The organism is Serinicoccus kebangsaanensis, assembly GCF_008919445.1.
GTDB lineage: Bacteria > Actinomycetota > Actinomycetes > Actinomycetales > Dermatophilaceae > Ornithinicoccus > Ornithinicoccus kebangsaanensis.
In genome coordinates, this window is record NZ_VSLG01000004.1 from 171,213 (window position 1) to 191,258 (window position 20,046).

The 20,046-nt window shown below is 72.8% G+C and carries 20 protein-coding genes, 1 tRNA gene and 1 riboswitch; of the genes, 4 read left to right on the forward strand and 17 right to left on the reverse strand.

Going from position 1 to position 20,046, the window contains the following annotated elements; all coding sequences use genetic code 11:
• Nucleotides 1-6: 6 nt before the first annotated feature.
• Nucleotides 7-285: a DUF3618 domain-containing protein gene (locus tag FXF60_RS06500; RefSeq protein WP_151524699.1), complete on the reverse strand. Its 279-nt coding sequence runs from the start codon at nt 283-285 to the stop codon at nt 7-9.
• 88 nt (nt 286-373) lie between these two features.
• Between FXF60_RS06500 and FXF60_RS06505 the strand changes: the two genes are divergently transcribed.
• Entirely contained in the window at nt 374-850 is a 477-nt protein-coding gene (locus FXF60_RS06505; RefSeq protein WP_151524701.1) for a peroxiredoxin, read from the forward strand.
• 22 nt (nt 851-872) lie between these two features.
• Here FXF60_RS06505 and FXF60_RS06510 read toward each other — a convergent pair.
• From FXF60_RS06510 to FXF60_RS06535, 6 genes are all read right to left on the reverse strand, one after another.
• Nucleotides 873-954: transfer RNA gene (locus FXF60_RS06510), tRNA-Leu, on the reverse strand.
• 12 nt (nt 955-966) lie between these two features.
• Entirely contained in the window at nt 967-1,944 is a 978-nt protein-coding gene (locus FXF60_RS06515; protein WP_151524703.1) for a homoserine kinase, read from the reverse strand.
• The gene (gene thrC, locus FXF60_RS06520; protein WP_151524983.1) at nt 1,944-3,038 is read right to left on the reverse strand and encodes a threonine synthase; all 1,095 of its coding nucleotides are present in this window, start codon (nt 3,036-3,038) and stop codon (nt 1,944-1,946) included. The genes FXF60_RS06515 and thrC overlap by 1 nt, the downstream gene beginning before the upstream one ends.
• Before the next feature lie 127 nt (nt 3,039-3,165).
• Nucleotides 3,166-3,825 carry an RdgB/HAM1 family non-canonical purine NTP pyrophosphatase gene (gene rdgB, locus FXF60_RS06525; protein ID WP_151524705.1) on the reverse strand — a complete coding sequence of 220 codons (660 nt, stop codon included), beginning with the start codon at nt 3,823-3,825 and terminating at the stop codon, nt 3,166-3,168.
• Nucleotides 3,822-4,616 (reverse strand): ribonuclease PH, encoded by a 795-nt coding sequence (gene rph, locus FXF60_RS06530; protein ID WP_151524707.1) that lies wholly within the window; start codon nt 4,614-4,616, stop codon nt 3,822-3,824. The genes rdgB and rph overlap by 4 nt, the downstream gene beginning before the upstream one ends.
• A gap of 19 nt (nt 4,617-4,635) precedes the next feature.
• Nucleotides 4,636-5,433 carry an LLM class F420-dependent oxidoreductase gene (locus tag FXF60_RS06535; RefSeq protein ID WP_151524709.1) on the reverse strand — a complete coding sequence of 266 codons (798 nt, stop codon included), beginning with the start codon at nt 5,431-5,433 and terminating at the stop codon, nt 4,636-4,638.
• Nucleotides 5,434-5,467: 34 nt separating this feature from the next.
• Between FXF60_RS06535 and FXF60_RS06540 the strand changes: the two genes are divergently transcribed.
• A complete protein-coding gene (locus tag FXF60_RS06540; protein WP_151524711.1) occupies nt 5,468-5,749 on the forward strand; it encodes a DUF7218 family protein in 282 nt (93 codons plus the stop codon).
• A 13-nt stretch (nt 5,750-5,762) separates the two neighbouring features.
• Here the strand turns inward: FXF60_RS06540 and yczE are convergent, their stop codons facing one another.
• A complete protein-coding gene (gene yczE, locus FXF60_RS06545) occupies nt 5,763-6,482 on the reverse strand; it encodes a membrane protein YczE (protein WP_151524713.1) in 720 nt (239 codons plus the stop codon).
• Between the two features lie 105 nt (nt 6,483-6,587).
• On the opposite strand from yczE, the gene yczR reads away from it, so the two are divergent.
• Together yczR and FXF60_RS06555 are read left to right on the forward strand one after the other, a co-directional pair.
• Nucleotides 6,588-8,054 (forward strand): MocR-like transcription factor YczR, encoded by a 1,467-nt coding sequence (gene yczR, locus FXF60_RS06550; RefSeq protein ID WP_238335738.1) that lies wholly within the window; start codon nt 6,588-6,590, stop codon nt 8,052-8,054.
• A gap of 249 nt (nt 8,055-8,303) precedes the next feature.
• Nucleotides 8,304-9,587, forward strand: a complete 1,284-nt coding sequence (locus FXF60_RS06555) for an MFS transporter (protein ID WP_238335739.1) — start codon at nt 8,304-8,306, stop codon at nt 9,585-9,587.
• 82 nt (nt 9,588-9,669) lie between these two features.
• On the opposite strand, the gene FXF60_RS06560 is transcribed toward FXF60_RS06555, so the two are convergent.
• The 9 genes from FXF60_RS06560 to FXF60_RS06600 all read right to left on the reverse strand — a co-directional run bounded on the left by FXF60_RS06560 (nt 9,670) and on the right by FXF60_RS06600 (nt 19,898).
• Nucleotides 9,670-11,286 (reverse strand): molybdopterin-dependent oxidoreductase, encoded by a 1,617-nt coding sequence (locus tag FXF60_RS06560; protein ID WP_151524719.1) that lies wholly within the window; start codon nt 11,284-11,286, stop codon nt 9,670-9,672.
• 166 nt (nt 11,287-11,452) lie between these two features.
• Complete coding sequence (locus FXF60_RS06565; RefSeq protein WP_151524721.1) at nt 11,453-12,706, reverse strand: mechanosensitive ion channel; 1,254 nt, start codon at nt 12,704-12,706, stop codon at nt 11,453-11,455.
• Between the two features lie 119 nt (nt 12,707-12,825).
• Nucleotides 12,826-13,587, reverse strand: coding sequence for an MBL fold metallo-hydrolase (locus FXF60_RS06570; RefSeq protein ID WP_151524724.1), 762 nt, complete (start codon nt 13,585-13,587; stop codon nt 12,826-12,828).
• Between the two features lie 43 nt (nt 13,588-13,630).
• Nucleotides 13,631-14,647, reverse strand: a complete 1,017-nt coding sequence (locus FXF60_RS06575; RefSeq protein ID WP_151524726.1) for a hemolysin family protein — start codon at nt 14,645-14,647, stop codon at nt 13,631-13,633.
• Complete coding sequence (locus FXF60_RS06580; RefSeq protein WP_151524728.1) at nt 14,644-16,071, reverse strand: hemolysin family protein; 1,428 nt, start codon at nt 16,069-16,071, stop codon at nt 14,644-14,646. Before FXF60_RS06580 ends, FXF60_RS06575 begins: the two co-directional genes overlap by 4 nt.
• 146 nt (nt 16,072-16,217) lie before the next feature.
• A complete protein-coding gene (locus tag FXF60_RS06585; RefSeq protein ID WP_202879576.1) occupies nt 16,218-17,789 on the reverse strand; it encodes an inorganic phosphate transporter in 1,572 nt (523 codons plus the stop codon).
• A gap of 82 nt (nt 17,790-17,871) precedes the next feature.
• Nucleotides 17,872-18,690 carry a glutamate racemase gene (gene murI / locus FXF60_RS06590; protein WP_151524730.1) on the reverse strand — a complete coding sequence of 273 codons (819 nt, stop codon included), beginning with the start codon at nt 18,688-18,690 and terminating at the stop codon, nt 17,872-17,874.
• Between the two features lies 1 nt (nt 18,691).
• Nucleotides 18,692-19,471 carry a fumarylacetoacetate hydrolase family protein gene (locus FXF60_RS06595; protein WP_151524732.1) on the reverse strand — a complete coding sequence of 260 codons (780 nt, stop codon included), beginning with the start codon at nt 19,469-19,471 and terminating at the stop codon, nt 18,692-18,694.
• 106 nt (nt 19,472-19,577) lie between these two features.
• On the reverse strand, nt 19,578-19,898 hold the full coding sequence (locus FXF60_RS06600) for a DMT family transporter (RefSeq protein ID WP_151524987.1): 321 nt from the start codon (nt 19,896-19,898) through the stop codon (nt 19,578-19,580).
• A gap of 27 nt (nt 19,899-19,925) precedes the next feature.
• Nucleotides 19,926-19,991: riboswitch (guanidine-III (ykkC-III) riboswitch) on the reverse strand.
• Nucleotides 19,992-20,046 lie beyond the last annotated feature (55 nt).

The window sequence follows — 20,046 nt, forward strand, 5'->3', positions numbered from 1 at the left end:
AGACCCTCAGCTGCGGTTGAAGATGCGGCGCAGACCGCCGAGCGTCACCGCCATGACGGCGACGCCCCCGAGCACCGTCGCGAGGCGGTCGAACCGGGGGTTGCCGTCGGCGTCCATGGTGGCGTCGTTGACCTTGCCCTTGAGCGAGGCGACGGCGTTGGCCTTGATCGTGTCCGGGCTGACGCGGTAGGTCAGCTCGTCGACGGTGCGCGCGAGCCGGCTGCGGGTCGCCGAGATGTCGGCCTCGATCTCCGTGACGGAGCGGGCAGGCTGCTTGTTGGCCATGTGCTGAGGTCCTCGGGTCGACGTCGTGGTGCGTGTTGCTGAGACGATAACTTAGGCCACCCCCGCAGGTAACGTCGAAAGGACTCCCGTGCCCCGTCTCGAGCCTGGTCAGCCCGCCCCCGCCTGGACCCTCCCCACCGCCGACGGCGGCACGCTGAGCCTGTCCGACCTGGCCGGCCGCAAGGTCATCCTCTACGTCTACCCCGCCGCCATGACCCCGGGCTGCACCACCCAGGCGTGCGACTTCCGGGACAGCGAGGCGGTCTTCACCCGTGAGGGGTATGCCGTCGTCGGCGTCTCCCCGGACCCGGTCGCCACGCTGGCCACCTTCGCGGACCGCGAGTCGCTGGGCTTCCCGCTGGTCTCGGACGAGGGCAAGGAGGTGCTCACCGCCTACGGCGCCTACGGCGAGAAGAAGAACTACGGCAAGACCGTGGTCGGGGTGATCCGGTCCACCTTCGTCATCGACGAGCAGGGCGTGGTCGAGGTGGCGAAGTACAACGTCCGCGCCAAGGGCCACGTCGCCTCGCTCGCCAAGCAGCTCGGCGTGGACCTGCCCGCCTGAGGGCATACCTGCGCGTCACCGGTGCGCTCGGCGGGACTCGAACCCGCACACCCGAAGGCACAGGAACCTAAATCCTGCGTGTCTACCAGTTCCACCACGAGCGCGGAGGGACCAGCCTAACCAGCGGGTGCGGGGCCGGGACGCCCGCTCGGGGCGGCGGCGTCGGGCTGCAGACCGGTCTCCGGTATGCCCGGTGTCAGGACCCGCCACTCCCGACCCCACGAGCGCGCCTCGGCGAGCACGGTGTCCACGAGGTCCGTGGTGGTGAGGCACAGGACGGTCGGTCCGGCCCCGGAGACGACGGCGGCGTGGCCCAGGGTGCGCAGGATGTCGACGGCGCCCATGGTGACGGGGTATGCCCCGCGCCGCTGCTCCTGGTGCAGCCAGTCGCTCGTCGCGTCCAGCAGCAGGGTCGGGTCGCTGGTGAGCGCGTGCACGAGCAGCGCCGCGCGCCCCGCCTGGCGCACCGCGTCCGCACGGGGCACGGCCGGTGCCAGCACCGAGCGCGCGACCGCCGTGTCCAGCCGCTCGCCCTCCGGCACGAGCACCACCGGGACCACCTCCGGGTGCAGGCTCGGCCGGGCCGTGCGGACGACCCGCGCGCTCGGCATCCAGGAGACGGTGAGCCCGCCGTAGACCGACGCCGAGGAGTTGTCCGGGTGGCCCTCGGCGACGCCGGCGTGCGTGTTGACCAGGCCCAGGTCGGCCTCGGTGAGCCCGCCCCCACGGACCAGGGCGAAGCCGAGGCCCAGCCCGCCCACGATCGCGGCCGCGGAGCTGCCCAACCCCGCGGACATGGGGATCGTGTTGGCGCAGGTCAGCCGCAGGCCGTAGCCGTCCAGCCACCCCAGCCCGCAGGCGCCCAGCGCCTCCTTGAGCCGGGCGACGACGAGGTGCCGCTCGTCGGCGGGCAGGGCGTCCGCCCCCTCACCCTCGAGCACCACCTCCAGCGTGCCGTGCTCGGGCAGCACCTCGACGGCATACTCGTCCCACAGACCGAGCGCCAGCCCCACGCTGTCGAAGCCCGGCCCCAGGTTGGCGCTGCTGGCCGGCACCCGCACCCGGGCCCCGGCTCCGGGCCGCAGCGGCTGCATCACTCCAGCCCGAGGGCGTCGGCGACACTGACCACGTCGACGGAGACACGCACCGGGTCGACGTCGCTGCCGTCGGCCCCCTTGAGCGCCCACTGCGGGTCCTTGAGGCCGTGCCCCGTCACCGTGCAGACGACCGTGGCGCACGCCGGGACGCGCCCGGCCGCGTGCAGCTTCAAGAGCCCGGCGACCGAGGCCGCCGAGGCCGGCTCGACGAAGATGCCCTCGCGGGAGGACAGCAGCCGGTGGGCGGCCAGGATCTCCTCGTCGGTCACGGCGTCGATCAGCCCGCCCGACTCCTCCCGCGCCGCCTCCGCCTGCGCCCAGGACGCAGGGTTGCCGATCCGGATCGCGGTCGCGATGGTCTCCGGGTCGTCGACCGGGTGACCCTTGACGATCGGCGCCGCGCCCGCGGCCTGGAAGCCCCACATCCGTGGCCGGCGCGAGGCCACGGCCACACCACCCGCACCCGGGGCGTCGGCGTCGGCATACTCGCCGTAGCCCTTCCAGTAGGCGGTGATGTTGCCCGCGTTGCCCACCGGCAGGCAGTGGATGTCGGGCGCGTCCCCGAGCGCGTCGACGACCTCGAAGGCCGCGGTCTTCTGCCCCTCGATCCGGGCCGGGTTGACCGAGTTCACCAGCTCGACGGGGTAGGCCTCGGCCAGCTTGCGCGCCACCGTGAGGCAGTCGTCGAAGTTGCCCTGCACCTGGATGAGGGTGGCGCCGCCGGCGACCGCCTGGCTCAGCTTGCCCATCGCGATCTTGCCGTCGGGCACGAGCACGCCGCACTCCATCCCGGCCTTGGTGGCATAGGCGGCGGCACTCGCGCTGGTGTTGCCGGTGGAGGCGCAGATCACCGCCTTCGCACCCTGGCGGGCGGCGTCACTGATCGCCGCGGTCATCCCCCGGTCCTTGAACGACCCGGTGGGGTTGAGCCCCTCGTACTTCACGTGCACCTGGGCCCCGACGAGCTCGCTCAGGTGCTCGGCCGGGATGAGTGGCGTGCCACCCTCGCGCAGCGTCACCACCTGCTCGGTCAGGGACGGCGGGAGACGATCGGCATACTCGGCGATCACGCCGCGCCACTGGTGGGCCATGGTGGGGTGTCTTTCGTCGAGGGTGACCACGGGTCAAGGGACAAGGGTATGGGGTGGGCCGTCTGGGCACACAAGCGCACCGCGGTGGCTCAGGGCTGCCCCAGCAACAGCTACCCACCGCGTTGGGTCAGGACAGCAGGGCCTCGAGGTCGACGGCCAGGGCGCGGAAGGCCTCGCCCCGGTGCGAGATGGCGTGCTTCTCCTCAGCGGTGTGCTCCGCCAGGGTGCGGCCGTCCGGCCGGACCAGCAGCGGGTCGTAGCCGAAGCCGTTGTCGCCGCGGGGCTCCCGGCCGAGCACGCCCCGGCAGCTCCCCTCCCGCACGACCTCCCGACCGTCCGGCAGCACCAGCGCCGCCGCGCAGACGAACCCGGCGTCCCGGTGCTCGTCCGGGACGTCCCCCAGCTGGGCGAGCAGCAGGTCGTTGTTGGCCTCGTCCCTGCTGCGCCCGGTGGCCTCGCCGAGCGGGCCGGACCACCTCGCCGAGAAGATCCCCGGCGCCCCGTGCAGCACGTCGACCGCCAGCCCCGAGTCGTCGGCGAGCGCGGGCAGCCCGGTGGCAGCAGCGGCATACCTCGCCTTGAGCAGGGCGTTCTGGGCGAAGGTGACCCCGGACTCGACCACGTCCTCGAGATCGGGGAAGGCCTCCAGCCCCACCAGGTCCAGGCCTGCCGTCTCGAGCACGTCGGCGAGGATCTCGCGCAGCTCGCCGACCTTCCCGGGGTTGCGGGTGGCGAGCACGAGCCGTCGGTCCGCGGTCGCCGGGACCGGTCCGGAGGCGTCGCTCACCACGTGGGCGGACCCTGATCGACGTCCGCACCCGCCTCGTGCGAGTCCGAGCCGCCCATGTCGTCGGCCCCGAAGGCCGCGGCCTGGCGCGCGGTGAGCTCCGCGCACCCCTCGGCGGCCAGGTCGAGCAGCGCGTCCAGCAGCTCCCGGTCGAAGGGCACCCCCTCCGCCGTGCCCTGCACCTCGATGAACCGGCCGTCGCCCGTCATGACGACGTTCATGTCGGTCTCCGCCGTCGAGTCCTCCGGATAGTCCAGGTCGAGCACCGGCTCACCGCCGACCACGCCCACGCTGACGGCCGCGACGGAGCCGGTGATCGGCTCGGCCTTGGCGCCGATGAGCCCCTTCTCGCGCGCGCTCTCGACCGCGTCGACGAGCGCGACGTAGGCACCCGTGATCGCGGCGGTGCGCGTGCCCCCGTCGGCCTGCAGCACGTCGCAGTCGAGCTGGATGGTGTTCTCCCCCAACGACTTCAGGTCCACCACGGCGCGCAGCGAGCGCCCGATGAGGCGGCTGATCTCGTGCGTGCGCCCGCCCAGACGCCCCTTGACCGACTCGCGGTCGGAGCGGGTGTGGGTGGAGCGCGGCAGCATGGCGTACTCGGCCGTGGTCCAACCCAGGCCGCTGCCCTTGCGCCAGCGCGGCACACCACCGGTGAAGGACGCGGCGCACAGCACGCGCGTCCGGCCGAACTCCACCAGCACGCTGCCCTCGGCGTGGTCGAGCCAGTTGCGGGTGATCCGGATCTCGCGGAGCTGGTCGGCGCTGCGGCCGTCGTGGCGTGAGGTCATGACAGTCAAGAGTAGGCGCTCAGCCGTTGCGCGCGTCCCGCCAGTCCAGCCACGCCTGCAGCTGGTCCAGCGGGTAGTCCGGGCCGCTCGTGGTGACGGTGAACAGCCGGGCACCCTCGGCATACAGCGCGTCGGCGGCCTCGCCGGGGGCGTCCTGCGCAGCGCCACCTCCCACCGAGACCTCGATCTCGTCGACGTCCCGCCCGACCTGCTCGCCGTGCCCGCGCAGGACGCCCAGCTTGTGCCGCAGCGTCTCCGCATCGCTGAACGAGTGCCAGATGGTCGCGTGCTCGGCGACGATGCGCAGCGTCTTCTTCTCACCGCCGCCACCGATCATCACCGGGATCTGCCGGGTCGGCGCCGGGTTGAGACGGGCCCAGCGGTCGCGGATCCGGCGCATGGCACTCGCCAGGTCGTCCAGGCGCGAGCCCGCGGTTCCGAAGCCGTAGCCGTACTCGGTGTAGTCGCGCTCGAACCAGCCCGACCCGATGCCGAGGATCAACCGGCCGTCGCTGATGTGGTCGACGGTCCGCGCCATGTCGGCGAGCAGGTCCGAGTTGCGGTAGGAGTTGCACGTCACCAGGGCGCCGATCTCGACCCGCGAGGTCTGCTCGGCCCAGGCGCCGAGGGTGGTCCAGCACTCGAAGTGCAGCCCGTCGGGCTCCCCGAAGAGGGGGAAGAAGTGGTCCCACGTGGTGACGACGTCGACGCCCGCCTCCTCCAGCCGGCTGAGGGTCTCCCGGATCGTCGCGTAGGTCGCGTGCTGGGGCTGGATCTGGACGCCGAGGCGGACGGGTCGGTCGAGGTTCTTCGCCATGCGGACCAGCCTGTCACGGCCTACCGTCGGTCGCATGGCCACCAAGGACACCCAGGACGACCCAGGCCCCAGCGTCAAGGACCCGGAGATGTACGAGTCGCTGCGCGAGGACGGCGCGAGCAAGGAGAAGGCCGCCCGCATCTCCAACGCGGCCGCCGCGGACTCCCGCTCCGACGTCGGCGAGCGGGGCGGTGAGGCCAGCGACTACGAGGACCGGACGGTGGAGGAGCTCCGCGACCGGGCCGCCGAGCTCGACATCGAGGGACGCTCCTCGATGACCAAGGACGAGCTCATCGAGGCGCTGCGCCACCACTGACCGGCGGCACGTGTCACCGGCGCGCGGGCCGCCCGAGGTCGACGGTGAACCACGGCAGCAGCGCCTGCGTGATGGGGCCGATCGCGAGCGCATAGAGCACGGTACCGACGCCGACCACCCCACCGAGCAGCCAGCCCAGGGCGATGACCGTGACCTCGATGCCGGTGCGGACCAGCCGCAGCGACCACCCGGTCCGCCGTGCCAGCCCGGTCATGAGGCCGTCGCGCGGGCCGGGGCCGAGCTGGGCGCCGATGTACATCGCGCTCGCCACCCCGTTGAGCAGCACACCGGCGACCATGAGCGAGCCCCGCTCGAGCCAGCCCTCTCCCGCCGGCACAAGCCACAGCGTGGCGTCGGCCGCCACACCCACGAGCAGCGCGTTGGCGATGGTGCCCAGGCCCGGCGGCTGGCGCAGCGGCACCCACAGCAGCAGCACCAGCACCGAGACGGCGATGATGATCGTGCCCAGGCTCAGCGGCACGTGCCGCGCGACGCCCTGGTGCAGGACGTCCCACGGCATGTTGCCGAGCACACCGCGGACCATCAGCCCGATGGACGCGCCGTAGAGCGCCAGCCCGACGAGCAGCTGAGGCAGCCGCCGGCCGAGCCGGCCGGCGCGCAGCTGCTGCACGGGACCGAGCGCGGCCAGCTGGCGGCGCGGGTCGGCGGCCCGCCGACGCGCTCCGCCCACGGCGCGGCTCCCGGTCTGCTCCACGATGCTGAGGATGCTCATGGGACCAGCCTGAGCGCAACTGGCCCCTCGATCCATAGCCACTTGAGAGGCAGTGGCCACGGATTGGCTATGGACGAGAGGGCCACCTGCGGCCACAGTGGAGGTATGCCCCGCGTCCTCACCGCTCCCGTGGTCGCCGACCTCATCCGCCCGACGCTGTCCGCGCAGGGCGTCGGCCCGGCCTACCTCCGGCTCACCGAGGCGCTGCGGCACGCCATCGCCGACGGTCGGCTGCCCGAGGGCAGCCGGCTGCCGTCCGAGCGCGACCTGCCCGGGCCGCTCGGCCTGAGCCGGACCACGATCACCCGCGCCTATGCCGAGCTCCGCAGCCAGGGCTACCTGCGCACCCGCCGGGGCTCGGGCAGCCTCGTCCAGGTCCCCCACGTGCCCGGCGGCCGGATCGACCACCTGCTCACGCCGTCCGCCCTCGGCGAGGGCGTGCTGGACCTGACCTGCACCGCCGCGGCCGCACCGCCGGGGACCTCGGAGGCCTACCAGGACGCCGTCGAGGACCTGGGCGCCTACCTGCCGGGCACCGGCTACTACCCGGGCGGCCTGCCCGTCCTGCGCGAGGTCCTGGCCGACCGGTTCACCGCCCGGGGCCTGGCCACCAGCCCCGAGCAGGTCATCGTCGCGCCCGGCGCCCTCGCCGGGGTGGCCATCGCCGCCCGCGCCCTGCTCTCCCGGCGCGAGCGGGTCCTGGTCGAGACCCCCACCTATCCCAACGCCATCGCCACGCTCGAAGGTGCCGGGGCGCGGACCGTGGCCCACCCCGTCGACCACGTCCACGACGACTGGCAGGTCACCGAGCTCACCCGGGCCCTGCGCAGCAGCGGTGCGCGCACGGCATACCTCATCCCGGACTTCCACAACCCGACCGGCGCGCTCATGCCCGCCGAGCAGCGTCGTGAGCTCGGGCGGGTGATGCGCGCGCTGGGCGTGGTGCCGATCGTCGACGAGTCCATCGTCGACCTCCCGCTCGACGGACAGCCCGTGCCCGAGCCGCTTGGCCGGCACGTGCCGGACTCGGTCACCGTCGGCAGCGTGAGCAAGTCGCTCTGGGGCGGGCTCCGGGTGGGGTGGCTGCGCGTGCCGCGGGCGCGGGCGGAGGAGATGGCGGCGAGCCGGCTCAAGCTCGACCTCGGCGTGCCGGTGCTGGAGCAGCTCGTGGCCGCCCGCCTGCTGCAGGACGCCCCGCAGATCCTGGCCCGGCAGCAGGCACGGCTGCGCGAGGGCCGGGAGATCGTGCTGGCCGGTCTGCGCGAGCACCTCCCGGACTGGCGGGTGCGGGTGCCGCGGGGCGGCATGGCGCTGTGGTGCGCGCTGCCCGCCTCGGGGTCGACCGCCCTGGCGACGGCCGCGCGCCGCTACGACGTGGCCCTCGCCGCCGGCCCGAACTTCGCGGCCGGTGGTGGGCTGGACGGGTGGATCCGGCTGCCCTACGTGCTCTCCCCGGAGCAGCTGGGCCAGGTGGCGCCGCGGCTCGCGCTGGCCTGGGCCGACGTCCTCGCCGGTCGGGTGGAGGGCGGGCGGGACGCCCGGGGCGAGGAGGCCCGCCGGATCATCGCCTGACCCACCGAGCGTCGTCCGTGGTTGCCCCACGACCCACCGAGCGTCGCCCGTGGTTGCCCCACGACCCACCGGGCGTCGCCCGTGGTTGCCCCACGACCCACCGAGCGTCGCCTGTGGTTGCGGCCCGAGCGCCCCGGACCAGGCGGTAGACTGGGAGGTGCTTGACAAGGGTTCGGCGCGCCGGGTGGCTGGGACGGCGCGCGCGTCCGTGCACACGGACCGATGCGAGAGGCATACCCCTTGTCCCCCGTGCAGTCCTATCGTCATCTCTTCGCCCTCACCGGCCCGACCTACGTCCTCGTCGCCTTCCTCGGCCGGCTGCCGCTGGCGATGTCGCAGATCGCCGCCCTGCTCGCGGTGTCCGGCGCCACCGGGTCCTACACCGCCGGCGGCGTGACCGCGGGCTCGCTCGCGGTCGCCAACGCGGTGGGCGCCCCCGTCGCCGGCTCGCTGACCGACCGCCTCGGCCAGCGCCCCGTGCTGCTCGTGCAGAGCGTGCTCGGCAGTCTCGGGCTGCTGGCGCTCGCGCTCCTCACGCTGGGCGCGGGTCCGGGTGAGCCGTGGTGGCCGCTCCCGGTCTCCGCCGCGGTCGCCGGGGCCTTCGTGCCGCAGATCGGCACCATGGCACGGGTGCGGTGGCGCCCCATCAGCACCACCTCCCGTAGCACCGACCCCCGCGTCATGGATGCCGCCTTCTCCTACGAGGGAGCCGCGGACGAGGCGTCCTTCGTGCTCGGTCCGGCGGTGGTCGGGCTCATCGTGGCGGTGGCCGCGCCCGTCACCTCGCTCCTCGTCGCGGCGGTGCTGCTGGGGGCGTTCGGCACCTGGTTCGCCCTCCACCCCACGGTGGCACTGGTCGGGGCGAGCGGCAGGAGGTCGACGCAGGAGCGGCTGGTCTCCCCAGCCCTGGTCGTGCTCGCCGGCACCCAGCTGAGCATCGGGATGGTCTTCGGGTCGATCCAGACCGGGACCTCGGTGCTCGCGACCCAGGCCGGCGCACCCGGCCTGACCGGGCTGCTGCACGCCCTGCTCGGTGTCGGCAGCGTGCTGGCCGGCCTGGCCGTCGTCGCGCTCCCCGACAGCGTGGGGCATGTGCGCCGGCTGCGCATCTTCACCTCGGCCCTGGTCCTGCTCGCGCTCCCGCTGCTCCTCGTGGGGTCCCTCGGGGCTCTCTCGCTGGCCCTCCTCGGGCTGGGCGTCGCCATCGCGCCCTCGATGATCACGACCTTCACCCTGGCCGAGCGCACCACCCCCGTCCGGCGACTCGGCGCGGCGATGACGACGCTGGCGGCCACGACCGGCACGGGGTATGCCCTGGGCGCGGCCCTGGCGGGGCGGCTCGCCGATCTCGGTGGGCACCGTCCGGCGTTCGCCGTGACCGTCCTCGCCACCCTGCTCGCGACCACGCTGGCGTGGTCCGGCGGCCGTGCCGTGCGGCGGGTGGCAGCAGTCGTCCCGCCCCGGCCCGAGACCTCCGCGGCCGCCGACGACCAGCAGTCCCGCGACGTGACGGTGGCGGCGGCGCGCAGATGAGCAACCGGAGCCGACATGCTGCAGGGATCTACCGCTGCAGCATGTCGAACAACCTTGCTCATCCGGGGCCAGCCCGGGCGGGTCAGGCGACGCTGAACTCCACGGTGTGCCAGCCGGTGGCGCCGTCCGGCGCCGGGGGGGCCGTGTCCTCCGTCTGGGTCTGGCCGTCCGCGTCGGTCGCCCGCACCCGCGCGGTGTGCTGGCCGCTCGAGGCGTCGGGCCAGGCATACGTCCACAGCCGCCAGGAGTCGACAGTCGGCTCCTCCAGGAGCGTCGCCTCCTGCCAGTCGCCGTCGTCGACCTGGACCTCGACCCGCTCGATGCCGCGGTGCTGCGCCCAGGCGACCCCAGCCAGGGTGACCTCACCGCCGGACGGCGCCAGCTCGCCGCCGGAGCGGGGGACGTCGATCCGGGAGGCCGTCTTGATCGGCCCCCGGGCGGACCACCCGCGCGGAGTCCAGTAGCCCTCGTCCGCGTCGAACCGGGTCACCTTGAGCTCGGTCACCCACTTCGTGGCGGAGACGTAGCCGTACAGCCCCGGCACCACCATGCGCACGGGGTAGCCGTGCTCGGCCGGCAGCGGCTCGCCGTTCATGGCCACCGCCAGCAGCGCGTTGCGGTCGTCGGTGAGCGCCTCGATCGGCGTGCCGGCCGTCCACCCGTCGACGCTGCGGGACAGGACCATGTCCGCCTCCGGCTGCACGCCGGCCCGCTCCAGCAGCTCGCGCACCGGCCAGCCCTGCCAGCGTGCGTTGCCGACCAGGTCACCCCCGACCTGGTTCGAGACGCAGGTCAGCGTCACCAGGGCCTCGACGTGCTCCTCGCCGAGCAGGTCGGCATAGCTGATCTCGATCTCCTCGTCGACCATCCCGGTCACGCGCAGGGTCCAGCCCTCCGCCTCGACCCGCGGCACCCGCAGCGCGGTGTCGATGCGGTAGAAGGTCTCGTTGTCGGTGAGGTATGCCGAGTGCCCGGCGACGTCACTCGCCGCACCGTCCGGGACGCTCACCGTCCGGGTCGGGGTGGGCAGGCCCAGCGCCTCGGCGGTGCGCTGGACCGTGCGGCCGGCGGTGGACAGCACCTGCCCCGCGGCGATGCCCAGCACGCCGAGGCCGGCCACGCCGCCGGCGCCGAGCAGCACCCCCCGCCGCGAGCTGCCGCCGGAGGTCGTGGCGGACGGGTGCGGTGGCCGGGTCGGCTCCGCAGCGTCGACCATGTGGGCCACCCGGTCCCGCAGCGCGGTGAGCACGCGGACTCCGACGACGACACCAACGACGGTGGGGATGAGGTCGAGCACGCCGCTCGCCGGGCGGCTCAGGACGGCGAGCGCGCCGATCACACCGACGAGGCCGAACAGCCCCGCCCCGAGCTGACGACGGCGCAGGGTCAGCAGCCCCAGGGCCGCGCAGGCCACGGTGAGGGTCACCCCCATGCCGACGCCGAGGGCCAGCTTGTCGGCGGTCCCGAAGGTCTCGATCGCCCAGTCCTTGAGCCACGGCGGCGTGCGGTCCACGAAGGCACCGCCGACCGCCAGCAGCGGCGAGGAGGTCCCGGCCGAGCTCAGCCACCGGGTCCAGACCGCGGCGAGGACCTCGGCGACACCGAGCGTGGCGGCCCCGGCGGCGATCCCGGCCAGGGCAGCCGGCACCGCCCGCCCTCGGGTCGGACGTCGGGTCGTGCTCTCTGTGGTCACGGACATACCTCCATGATGCGCGCCCGGGCCGCCATCCGCCCGCTCGATCCGGCGACCGTCACCCACTCGTAAGGAATGGTCCCCGGCCGAGGAGAGCTGCTCCCGCACGCGAGGCGGGCGCCGACGACCGGACGGATCCGGTCACCGGCGCCCGCGGCGCGTGGGTGGGGTCTCAGACGCCGGGCGTGGGCGTGCTGCCCTCGTCCGCCTTCTGCTCGACCTTGGTGAGCGTGCGGGCCGCGGCGTCGCGACCACCCAGCCCGAAGGCGAGGGCGGCAGCGGCGGCGCCACCGACCACGACCGCGCCGAAGGCGAGGTTGATGATCGAGTCCGCGATGCCCATGAAGCTCAGGCCCATCGCCACGAACAGCGCGATGGTGGCCCAGTAGATGATCATCCCGGACGTGCCCGTCCCGACGGTCCGCCGGAGCAGACCGGCGATGATCACGCCGGCGGCGATGATCGCCGCGCCGAAGAGGACGCGGCCACCCAGGGCCAGGACCTCCTCGAGGACGTTCGTGATCTCGGGGAAGTTGAGCATCCGTGCCGCCATCACACCGAAGAACAGGATGATGCCGATCTGCGCCACCCGTCCGATGATCGCGCTGGCGCTCTGGCCCTCGGGCACGATGCCCAGCTCGGCGATGGAGCGGTCGGTGCCGAAGCCCCGCAGCGTGCCCTCGAGCAGCTGCGCGGCGAACTTGGCGATGAAGACGCCGAGACCGAGCAGCAGCGCCGCCGCGATGATCCGCGGGATGGCGTCCAGGATGGTCTGGAGCATCGACTCGGCCGGATCCGAGATCGCCGAGATGCCCAGGATCTGCAGGGCGGCGATGCCCACGACGATGAGGATGAGGGCGAAGACGAGGTTGCCGATCACCGAGGAGAGCCGGGTGGAGCTGGTGTCCAGCCCACCGCCGCCTCCGCGGACCACGCTCTCGCCGTCACCGCCGGCCTCGGCCGACGCGGTGGCCGGCGCGGCGTCGCCGAGCTGCCCACCGGTCAGCCGGGAGACACCTCTGTCGAAGCCCGCCGTGTCCAACCCGGTCTGGGTCAGCTGACGCGCGATCTTGGCGATGATGAAGCCGACGAAGAAGACGAAGCCGGCGCCGATGAGATTCGGCAGGTAGGACAACAGGGTGTCCAACATGCCCTGGATCGGCGACAGGACGCCGTTGAGCTGGAAGACCTGGAGCACGGCGATCAGGCCGAGGAGCCAGACCAGCAGCGAGGCGATCTGACCCAGCGCGACGCCGAGGGACTGGCCGTCGGAGGACTGTCGCTGCAGGAACTTCACGTTGCTCACGAGCCTGGTGAATGCCGCTTTCACCAGTCGCGCCACGATCCAGGTGACGATGAGGATGATGAGGGCGATGCCGGCCTTCTCGGCCAGACCCACCCAGTCGTAATCCCGCCAGGTATTCATTGTTCTCCTTGGTCGATGTCCAAGTGATCCAGCCCACAATGTGATCTGAGCCACTTTGCACCGTAACAAATGATGTGAATTTGCCTAGCGCAAAACGCGTGTCGTGATCGAGTCGATCCCTATTCCACCGAGAAAGAGGCCTGCGACTCGGCCAGGCAGATCTCCCCGGACCACCCGTCCCGGGCCTGGTCGAGGGCGCGCTGCCGGTCCGCCCACGGGGGCAGGTGGGTCAGGACCAGACGCCGCACTCCCCCGGCCTCGGCGACCGCCCGGGCGGCGCGCGCGGGCGTCAGGTGTATGCCGCGGGTCTGCTCCTCGTCGGCGAAGCCGGCCTCGACGAGGGCGAGGTCGGCACCGGTCAGCAGCGGCTGCAGGGCGTCGCAGGTGTCGGTGTCGCCGGTGTAGGCGAGGACCGTTCCCCCGGCCTCCACCCGTAGCCCGAACGCCGGGACCGGGTGGCGGACGGCATACGGCGTGATCGTGAACGGACCCACCCGCACCGGCGAGCGGTCGGTGAGCTCGCCCCACGCGATCCCCGGCATCGGCTCACCGCCCGGCACGCCGTGCGCGCGCCCCATCCGCTCCGCGACGCCCGCGGGGCCCCACACCGGCAGGTCACCGGTCGCCGGGGTCGGGCCGTGGCGTCGCAGGACGTGCAGACCGGTCAGGTCGAGGCAGTGGTCGGGGTGCAAGTGGGTGAGCAGGACGGCGTCCAGCGTCAGCGGGTCGGTATGCCGTTGGAGCGGGCCGAGCGCACCGGAGCCCAGGTCCAGCAGCACCTGCCAGTCCCGCTCGCCGTCGTGGGCGCGGACGAGGTAGCAGCTGGCGGCGTCGTCGGGGCCGGGGACCGAGCCGGAGCAGCCGATCACGGTCAGGTCCATCTGCCCATCCTGCCGCAGCGGCCGCGGGCGGGCGACGGTCGCCTCAGCCGGCCTGCCTCTCCCGCGGGAGCACGCGGTGCATGATGTCGGCGATGCTCACCAGACCGACCAGCCGTCCGTCGCCGCGCAGGACCACGAGCTGCTCACCGGACCCGCGCATGGTGGTGAGCGCCTCGTAGACGGGGGTGTCGGCCGCCAGGACGAGCGCGTCCCGGGCCAGCGCCGCGGCCGACTGCTCGCCCGCGTGCAGCAGCGTGTCGCGGACGTGCACGACCCGGGGGTCGCTGACGTCGTCGTCGTGCAGCAGGATGCGCTTGTGGCCGGTGCGTGCGGCCACCGCCTGCACCTCGGCGACCGAGGCGTCCGACCCGACGGCCGCCAGGTCCAGACGCTCCGGAGCCACCTGCGCCAGGGTGAGGTCCTCCAGGTCGAGGGCGTCGGAGATCTGCTCCTGGTAGGTGCTCTCCAGGGCACCCTCGGCAGCGGACTGCTCGACCAGGACGCGGATGGTCTGCGCGTCCTGCCCGCCGACCGCCGCCCGGTCCACGGGCGTGACCCCGCTGGCCGAGACGAGCCGGTTGGCGATGGTGTTGACCCACACGAGCAGTGGGCGGACCAGCGTGATGAAGCCCCGCATCGGCAGGGCCACGAGCCGCGCGGCGCGCTCGGGGTGCGCGATGGCCCACGACTTGGGTGCCATCTCGCCCACCACGAGGTGGAGGAAGGTGACGAACAGCAGGGACAGGGCGAAGGACAGACCCCCGGCGAGCCAGCCGGGGAGTCCGACGTCTCCCAGGATCGGCCCGAGCCAGTAGTCCAGGGCCGGCTTGGTCACCGCGCCGAGGGCGAAGGTGCAGGCGGTGATGCCCAGCTGGGCGCCGGCGAGCATGACGGTGAGCTCGTTCATGCTGCGGAGCGCGGCGCGGGCCGAGGCGGAGTGCTCGGCCTGGCCCTCCAGCCGCCCGCGGCGAGCGCCGAGCAGCGCGAACTCGACGATGACGAAGAGCGCGCTGAGCACGATGAGCAGCGCGGTCACGAGGGTGACGGTGAGCCCGTTCATCGCTGCCCCTCCCCGTCCTGCTCGGCGTCCTCGTCGCTCGACCCGGCCTCGTCGCTCGAGCCGGGGTCCTGCGCGAGCGCCCGCTCGACGAGCCGGACCCCCAGCAGGCTGGGCACGTGCCGGTCGACGTCGCGCACCTCGATCTCGATCGAGCGGCTGACCCGCTCGTCCAGCACCATCTCGGCGGGGTCCTCGGCGAGGTCGACCACGACCGTCTCCCCGATCTCGGGCAGGGCACCGAGCTCGGCGATGACGAGGCCGGACACGGTCTCGTAGTCCCCCTCCGGCAGGTCGTGGCCGAGGGCGCGCTCCAGCTCGTCGACGTGCACGTCCCCGTCCGTCCGCCACTGGTGCTCGTCCTCCAGCACGATGCCCTCGGGCACCTCGCTGTCGTGCTCGTCGGTGATCTCCCCGAGCAGCTCCTCGGCCAGGTCCTCCATGGTCAGCACGCCGGCGAACCCGCCGTACTCGTCCACCACGCAGGCCAGCTGCTGCCCCGAGGAGCTGAGGTCGGCGACGGCGTCCGGCAGCGCCATGAGGGTGGGGACGATGAGCGGTTCGCGCATGATCTGGCTCGCGCGCTCGGCGTCCGGGTGCCGGAGCACGTCGACGAGGTTGACCACGCCGACCGGCTGCCCGTCGTCGTCGTCGACGACGGGATAGCGGGTATGCCCGTCCGCCATCAGCCCGCGCAGCTCGGCCACGGGTGTGTCGGGGCCGATGACGTCGACGCGGGAGCGCGGCACCTGGGCGTGCTCGACGTCCTGGTCCGGGAAGTCCAGGATGCGGTCGAGCAGGACCGACAGCTCGGGCGGCAGGTCTCCGCTGTCGCGCGAGTCGGCGACGATCCGCTCCAGGTCCTGCGCCGTCGCCGTGGTGTCGAGATCGTGGATCGGCTCGATCCGCACCAGCCGCAGCAGGGCGTTGGCCGACCGGTCGAAGACCGTGATGAGCCACCCGAAGACCGCGAGGTAGAGGAGCGTGGACCGGGCCAGCGCGCGGGCGAGCGGGCCAGCGTTGGCGATGGCGAGGTTCTTGGGGTAGAGCTCACCGAAGATCATCTGGACCACGGTCGCGATGGCGAGGGCCGCGACGGTGCCGACGGTGATGCTCAGCGCCTCGGGGACGCCGGTGCCCCCGAGCAGCACGGCGAGCCCGCGCCCGACGAGCGGCTCGGCCACGTAGCCGACGAGCAGGCCGGTGACGGTGATCCCCAGCTGCGCGCCGGAGAGCATGAAGGAGGTGCGGCGGGTGACCCGCAGGGCCCGCTCGGCGGTCTCGTCGCCGCCCTCGGCGTCGGCCGCGAGCCGCAGCCGGTCCACCGACATGTAGGCGAACTCCTGGGCGACGAAGTACCCGTTCGCAGCGATGATGACCGCGATGGCGAGGACCCCTACGAGCAGGAGGATGATGGCGGTGGTCACGACTCACCCCTTCGCCCGGTGGGGCGTGCGGATGAGCCGTAGGTACAGCCAGGGTCCATGGGTCCGTTCTTCGGTGTGCGGTGGGTCAGGCGGAAGGACCAGGATACGCGAGCGCGACGCACCGGGCCGCGCCGCTGGTCCCGGGCTCAGGGCAGCAGCATGCCGCGCAGCGCGAAGAAGAACAGGGCCGAGAGCATGCCCGCCACGGGGACCGTGATCACCCAGGCGGAGGCGATCTTGAGCATGTGCGAGCGGCGGACCAGCTGCCGCTTCAGCGCCTTGCGCAGCTTTTTGCCCTGGGCGGCCGTGATGACCGCCTCGGAGCCCATCTCCTGCAGCGTGTCCAGCATCCGCCGCTTGTCATCGGACCCCGCCTCCCGGAAGGCCTCGAGCATCCGCTCGACCTTGGCGAGGTCGGTGTCGTCGCGGTGCGCCCGGAGCACCTTCTCGATCGCCCGGTTCATCCGGTCGTCGAGGAACTCGCGCAGGAAGCCGACGCCGAAGATCCCACCGAGCGCGACGTGGGTGGAGCTGACCGGCAGCCCGAGCTGGCTGGCGACGATCACCGTCAGCGCGGCGGCCAGCGCGATGCAGAAGGCCCGGGACCGGTCCAGCTCGGTGATCTCGCTGCCGACGGTGCGGATCAGCTTGGGGCCGAAGAGGGCCAGCCCGACCGAGATGCCCAGGGCCCCGATCACCAGGACCCACAGCGGGATCCCGGCCTCACCCCCGGCGGCTCCCCCGTCCAGCACCTCGACGATGCCGGCGAGCGGGCCCACGGCGTTCGCGACGTCGTTCGCGCCGTGGGCGAAGCTCAGCAGCGCCGCCGCGCAGATCAGCGGGATGGTGAACAGGCTGTTGACGCCCTCGGTGTCCTGGGTCAGGCCCGGGGCCGCGCGGACCACCATCGGGCGGACGACGGCATACGTCACCACCCCCACCACGAGCCCGCCCAGCAGCGCGACGGGGAAGGAGATGCTGACCAGGTTGGAGAGCCCCTTGAGCGCCAGGTAGGTGGCGAACGCCCACGCCATGACGGCGATGAGGACGGGCACCACGTGGATCGCGGCGTCCACCGGCCGGTCGCGGAACAGCACCGTGCGCTTGAGCAGGTAGAGCGTGCCCGCGGCGATGAGGCCTCCGACGACCGGGGAGACGACCCAGCTCAGGGCGATGGACCCCATGACGTCCCAGTTGACGATCGCCCAGCCGGAGGAGGCGACACCGCCGCCGAGGACCCCTCCGACGATGGCGTGGGTGGTCGACACCGGGGCGCCCATGAAGGTCGCGATGTTGAGCCACAGGGCCGCCCCGAGCAGCGAGCCCAGCATCACCCAGACGAAGATCTGCGGGTCGGCGATGCTGTCCGGGTCGATGATGCCGTTCTTCACGGTGTCGACCACGTCGCCACCGGCGATGATCGCCCCGGCGGCCTCGAAGACCGCGGCGATGCCGATGGCGGTGGCCATCGTCATGGCCATCGACCCGACGGCGGGTCCGACGTTGTTGGCGACGTCGTTGGCACCGATGTTGAGCGCCATGTAGCCACCGATGACGGCGGCCGCGATCAGCAGGTATGCCTGCTCCACGTGGCCGAACGCGGCGCCGGTGAAGACGATGACGCCGACGATGAAGAGGATCGCGACGCCGATCCGCCCCACCTCGCCGCGGGTGCTCCGGGTGGCCTTCTCCACCGGCCGGAGGTCCACCTGGGTCACTCGTCACCTGCTCTCGCGTGTCGTGCGGTCGAACGTCCGGTGAACACTAGCCCACGACGCCACCCCCCTGCCCGGCCCTCGCTCAGACGCGCTCCTCGGGGCGCCCCACGAAGGCCCGGTGCACCTGCTCCACCTCGGGCCCGAGGAACCGGCGCGCCAGGTAGTGGAAGCCGTCCGGGTCACCGGTGGTCAACCACTGGTGCACCGGCGGGTTGTCCTGGCCGGCGAGGAGCCCCGAGTCGGTGAGCACCCGGAAGAGGTCGGCGGCGGTCGCGGCGGCAGAGGAGACGAGCATCACCTGCTCACCGAGCACGTACTGCAGTGCCTGGGTGAGCAGCGGGTAGTGCGTGCACCCCAGGATCAGGGTGTCGATGTCGCGCTGCCGCAGCGGCTCGAGGTAGGCGCGCGCCACCTCGATCACCTCCGGCCCGCTGGTGACGCCCGCCTCGACCAGCTCGACGAAGCGCGGGCAGGGCTGGCTGGCGACCTGCACCGACGGCGGCGCGGCGACGAAGGAGTCGACGTAGGCCCGGGACTGGTGGGTCGCCGCGGTCGAGATCACCCCGATCTGGCCGTTGCGGGTCACCGCCATGGCTCGCCGCACCGCGGGCCGGATCACCTCGACCACCGGCACGGCATACCGCTCCCGGGCGTCGGCGAGCACCGCGGCGGACGCACTGTTGCACGCGATGACCAGCGCCTTCACGCCGTGCTCGACCAGCCGGTCCAGGCACTCGAGGGAGAACTCCCGGACCTGGGCGATGGGGCGTGGGCCGTAGGGGGTGCGGGCGGTGTCGCCGAGGTAGAGGACCGACTCGTGCGGGAGCTGGTCCAGCACCTCCCGGGCCACGGTCAGCCCGCCGAAACCGGAGTCGAAGACCCCGATGGGCGCCTCGGTCATCTCAGTCGGTGCCGCCGGCCACGAACGGGTTGGCGAGCGCGCCGATCCCCTCGATCTCCACCTCGCAGCGCTGGCCCGCGGTGATCGGACCGACCCCGGCCGGGGTGCCGGTGAGGATGACGTCACCGGGCAGCAGGGTGAAGGCCGCGGACGCGTGCGCGATGACCTCGCCGATCCCGAAGTGCATGTCGGCGCTCGTGCCGTCCTGCCGGACCTCGCCGTCGACCGTGCAGCGGATCCGTAGGTCGGCGGTGTCGAGGTCGGTCTCCATCCAGGGCCCGAGGGGGGTGAAGGTGTCCATCCCCTTGGCCCGGGCCCACTGGCCGTCGCCGCGCTGCAGGTCGCGGGCGGTCACGTCGTTGGCGCAGGTGTAGCCGAAGACCACCGACCCGGCGTCCTCGGCGGCGACGTCCTTGCACATCCGGCCGATGACGACCGCCAGCTCGGCCTCGAAGGAGATCTCGGTCGCGAACGGCGGGATCACGACCGGGTCGCCCGGACCGCACACCGAGGTGTTGGGGATGAAGAACATCATCGGCTCCGCCGGGAGCTCGTTGCCCATCTCGCGCGCGTGGTCGGCGTAGTTGCGCCCCACCGCGACGACCTTGCTGCGCGGGATCACCGGCGCGAGCAGCCGCACGTCGGCGACGTCGACGGTCTGGCCGGTCAGGTCGATCTTGGTGTAGAGCGGGTCCCCGGAGATCTCGGCGATCCGTTCACCCGCCCCGTCCACCAGGCCGAAGCGGGGGTCGTCACCGTCGGTGAAGCGGCAGATACGCATACCCCCAGGGTATGCCGTGGCGCCAGGCCCCTCGCACCAGATCTGGACATGGCTTTCTGAGGCCCGTCGCCGAGAAAGCTATGTCCACAAAGGAAGGTCCGGTGAGTCAGTGGCCGGAGGTCAGCTTCAGCCCGACGATCCCGCCGACGATGGCCACGAGGCACACGATGCGCGCCACGGTGACCGGCTCCCCGAGCGCGACGATGCCCCAGAGCGCGGTGCCGACGACACCGATCCCGACCCACACGGCATACCCCGTGCCGAGCGGGATGGTCCGCAGCGCCCACCCGAGCCCGGCCATGCTGAAAGCCAGGGCGACGCCGAAGACCACGCTCGGCCAGAGCCGGGTGAAGCCCTCGGTGGCGGTGAGGGCGGCGGCCCAGACGCTCTCGAGCACGCCGGACAGGACGAGGACGATCCAGGAGATCACCATGATGACGCCCTCCTCGGGCGTGCCACGTCGTCGTCGGTGCCGGGTACGACGTGCCTCGTCCGGGGATCCGCCCACCGGGGCGTCCGCCTCCAGGATCTCACACCTGGAGCGGCCGGGCCAGCCACCGCAGGGCCCCCGCGGG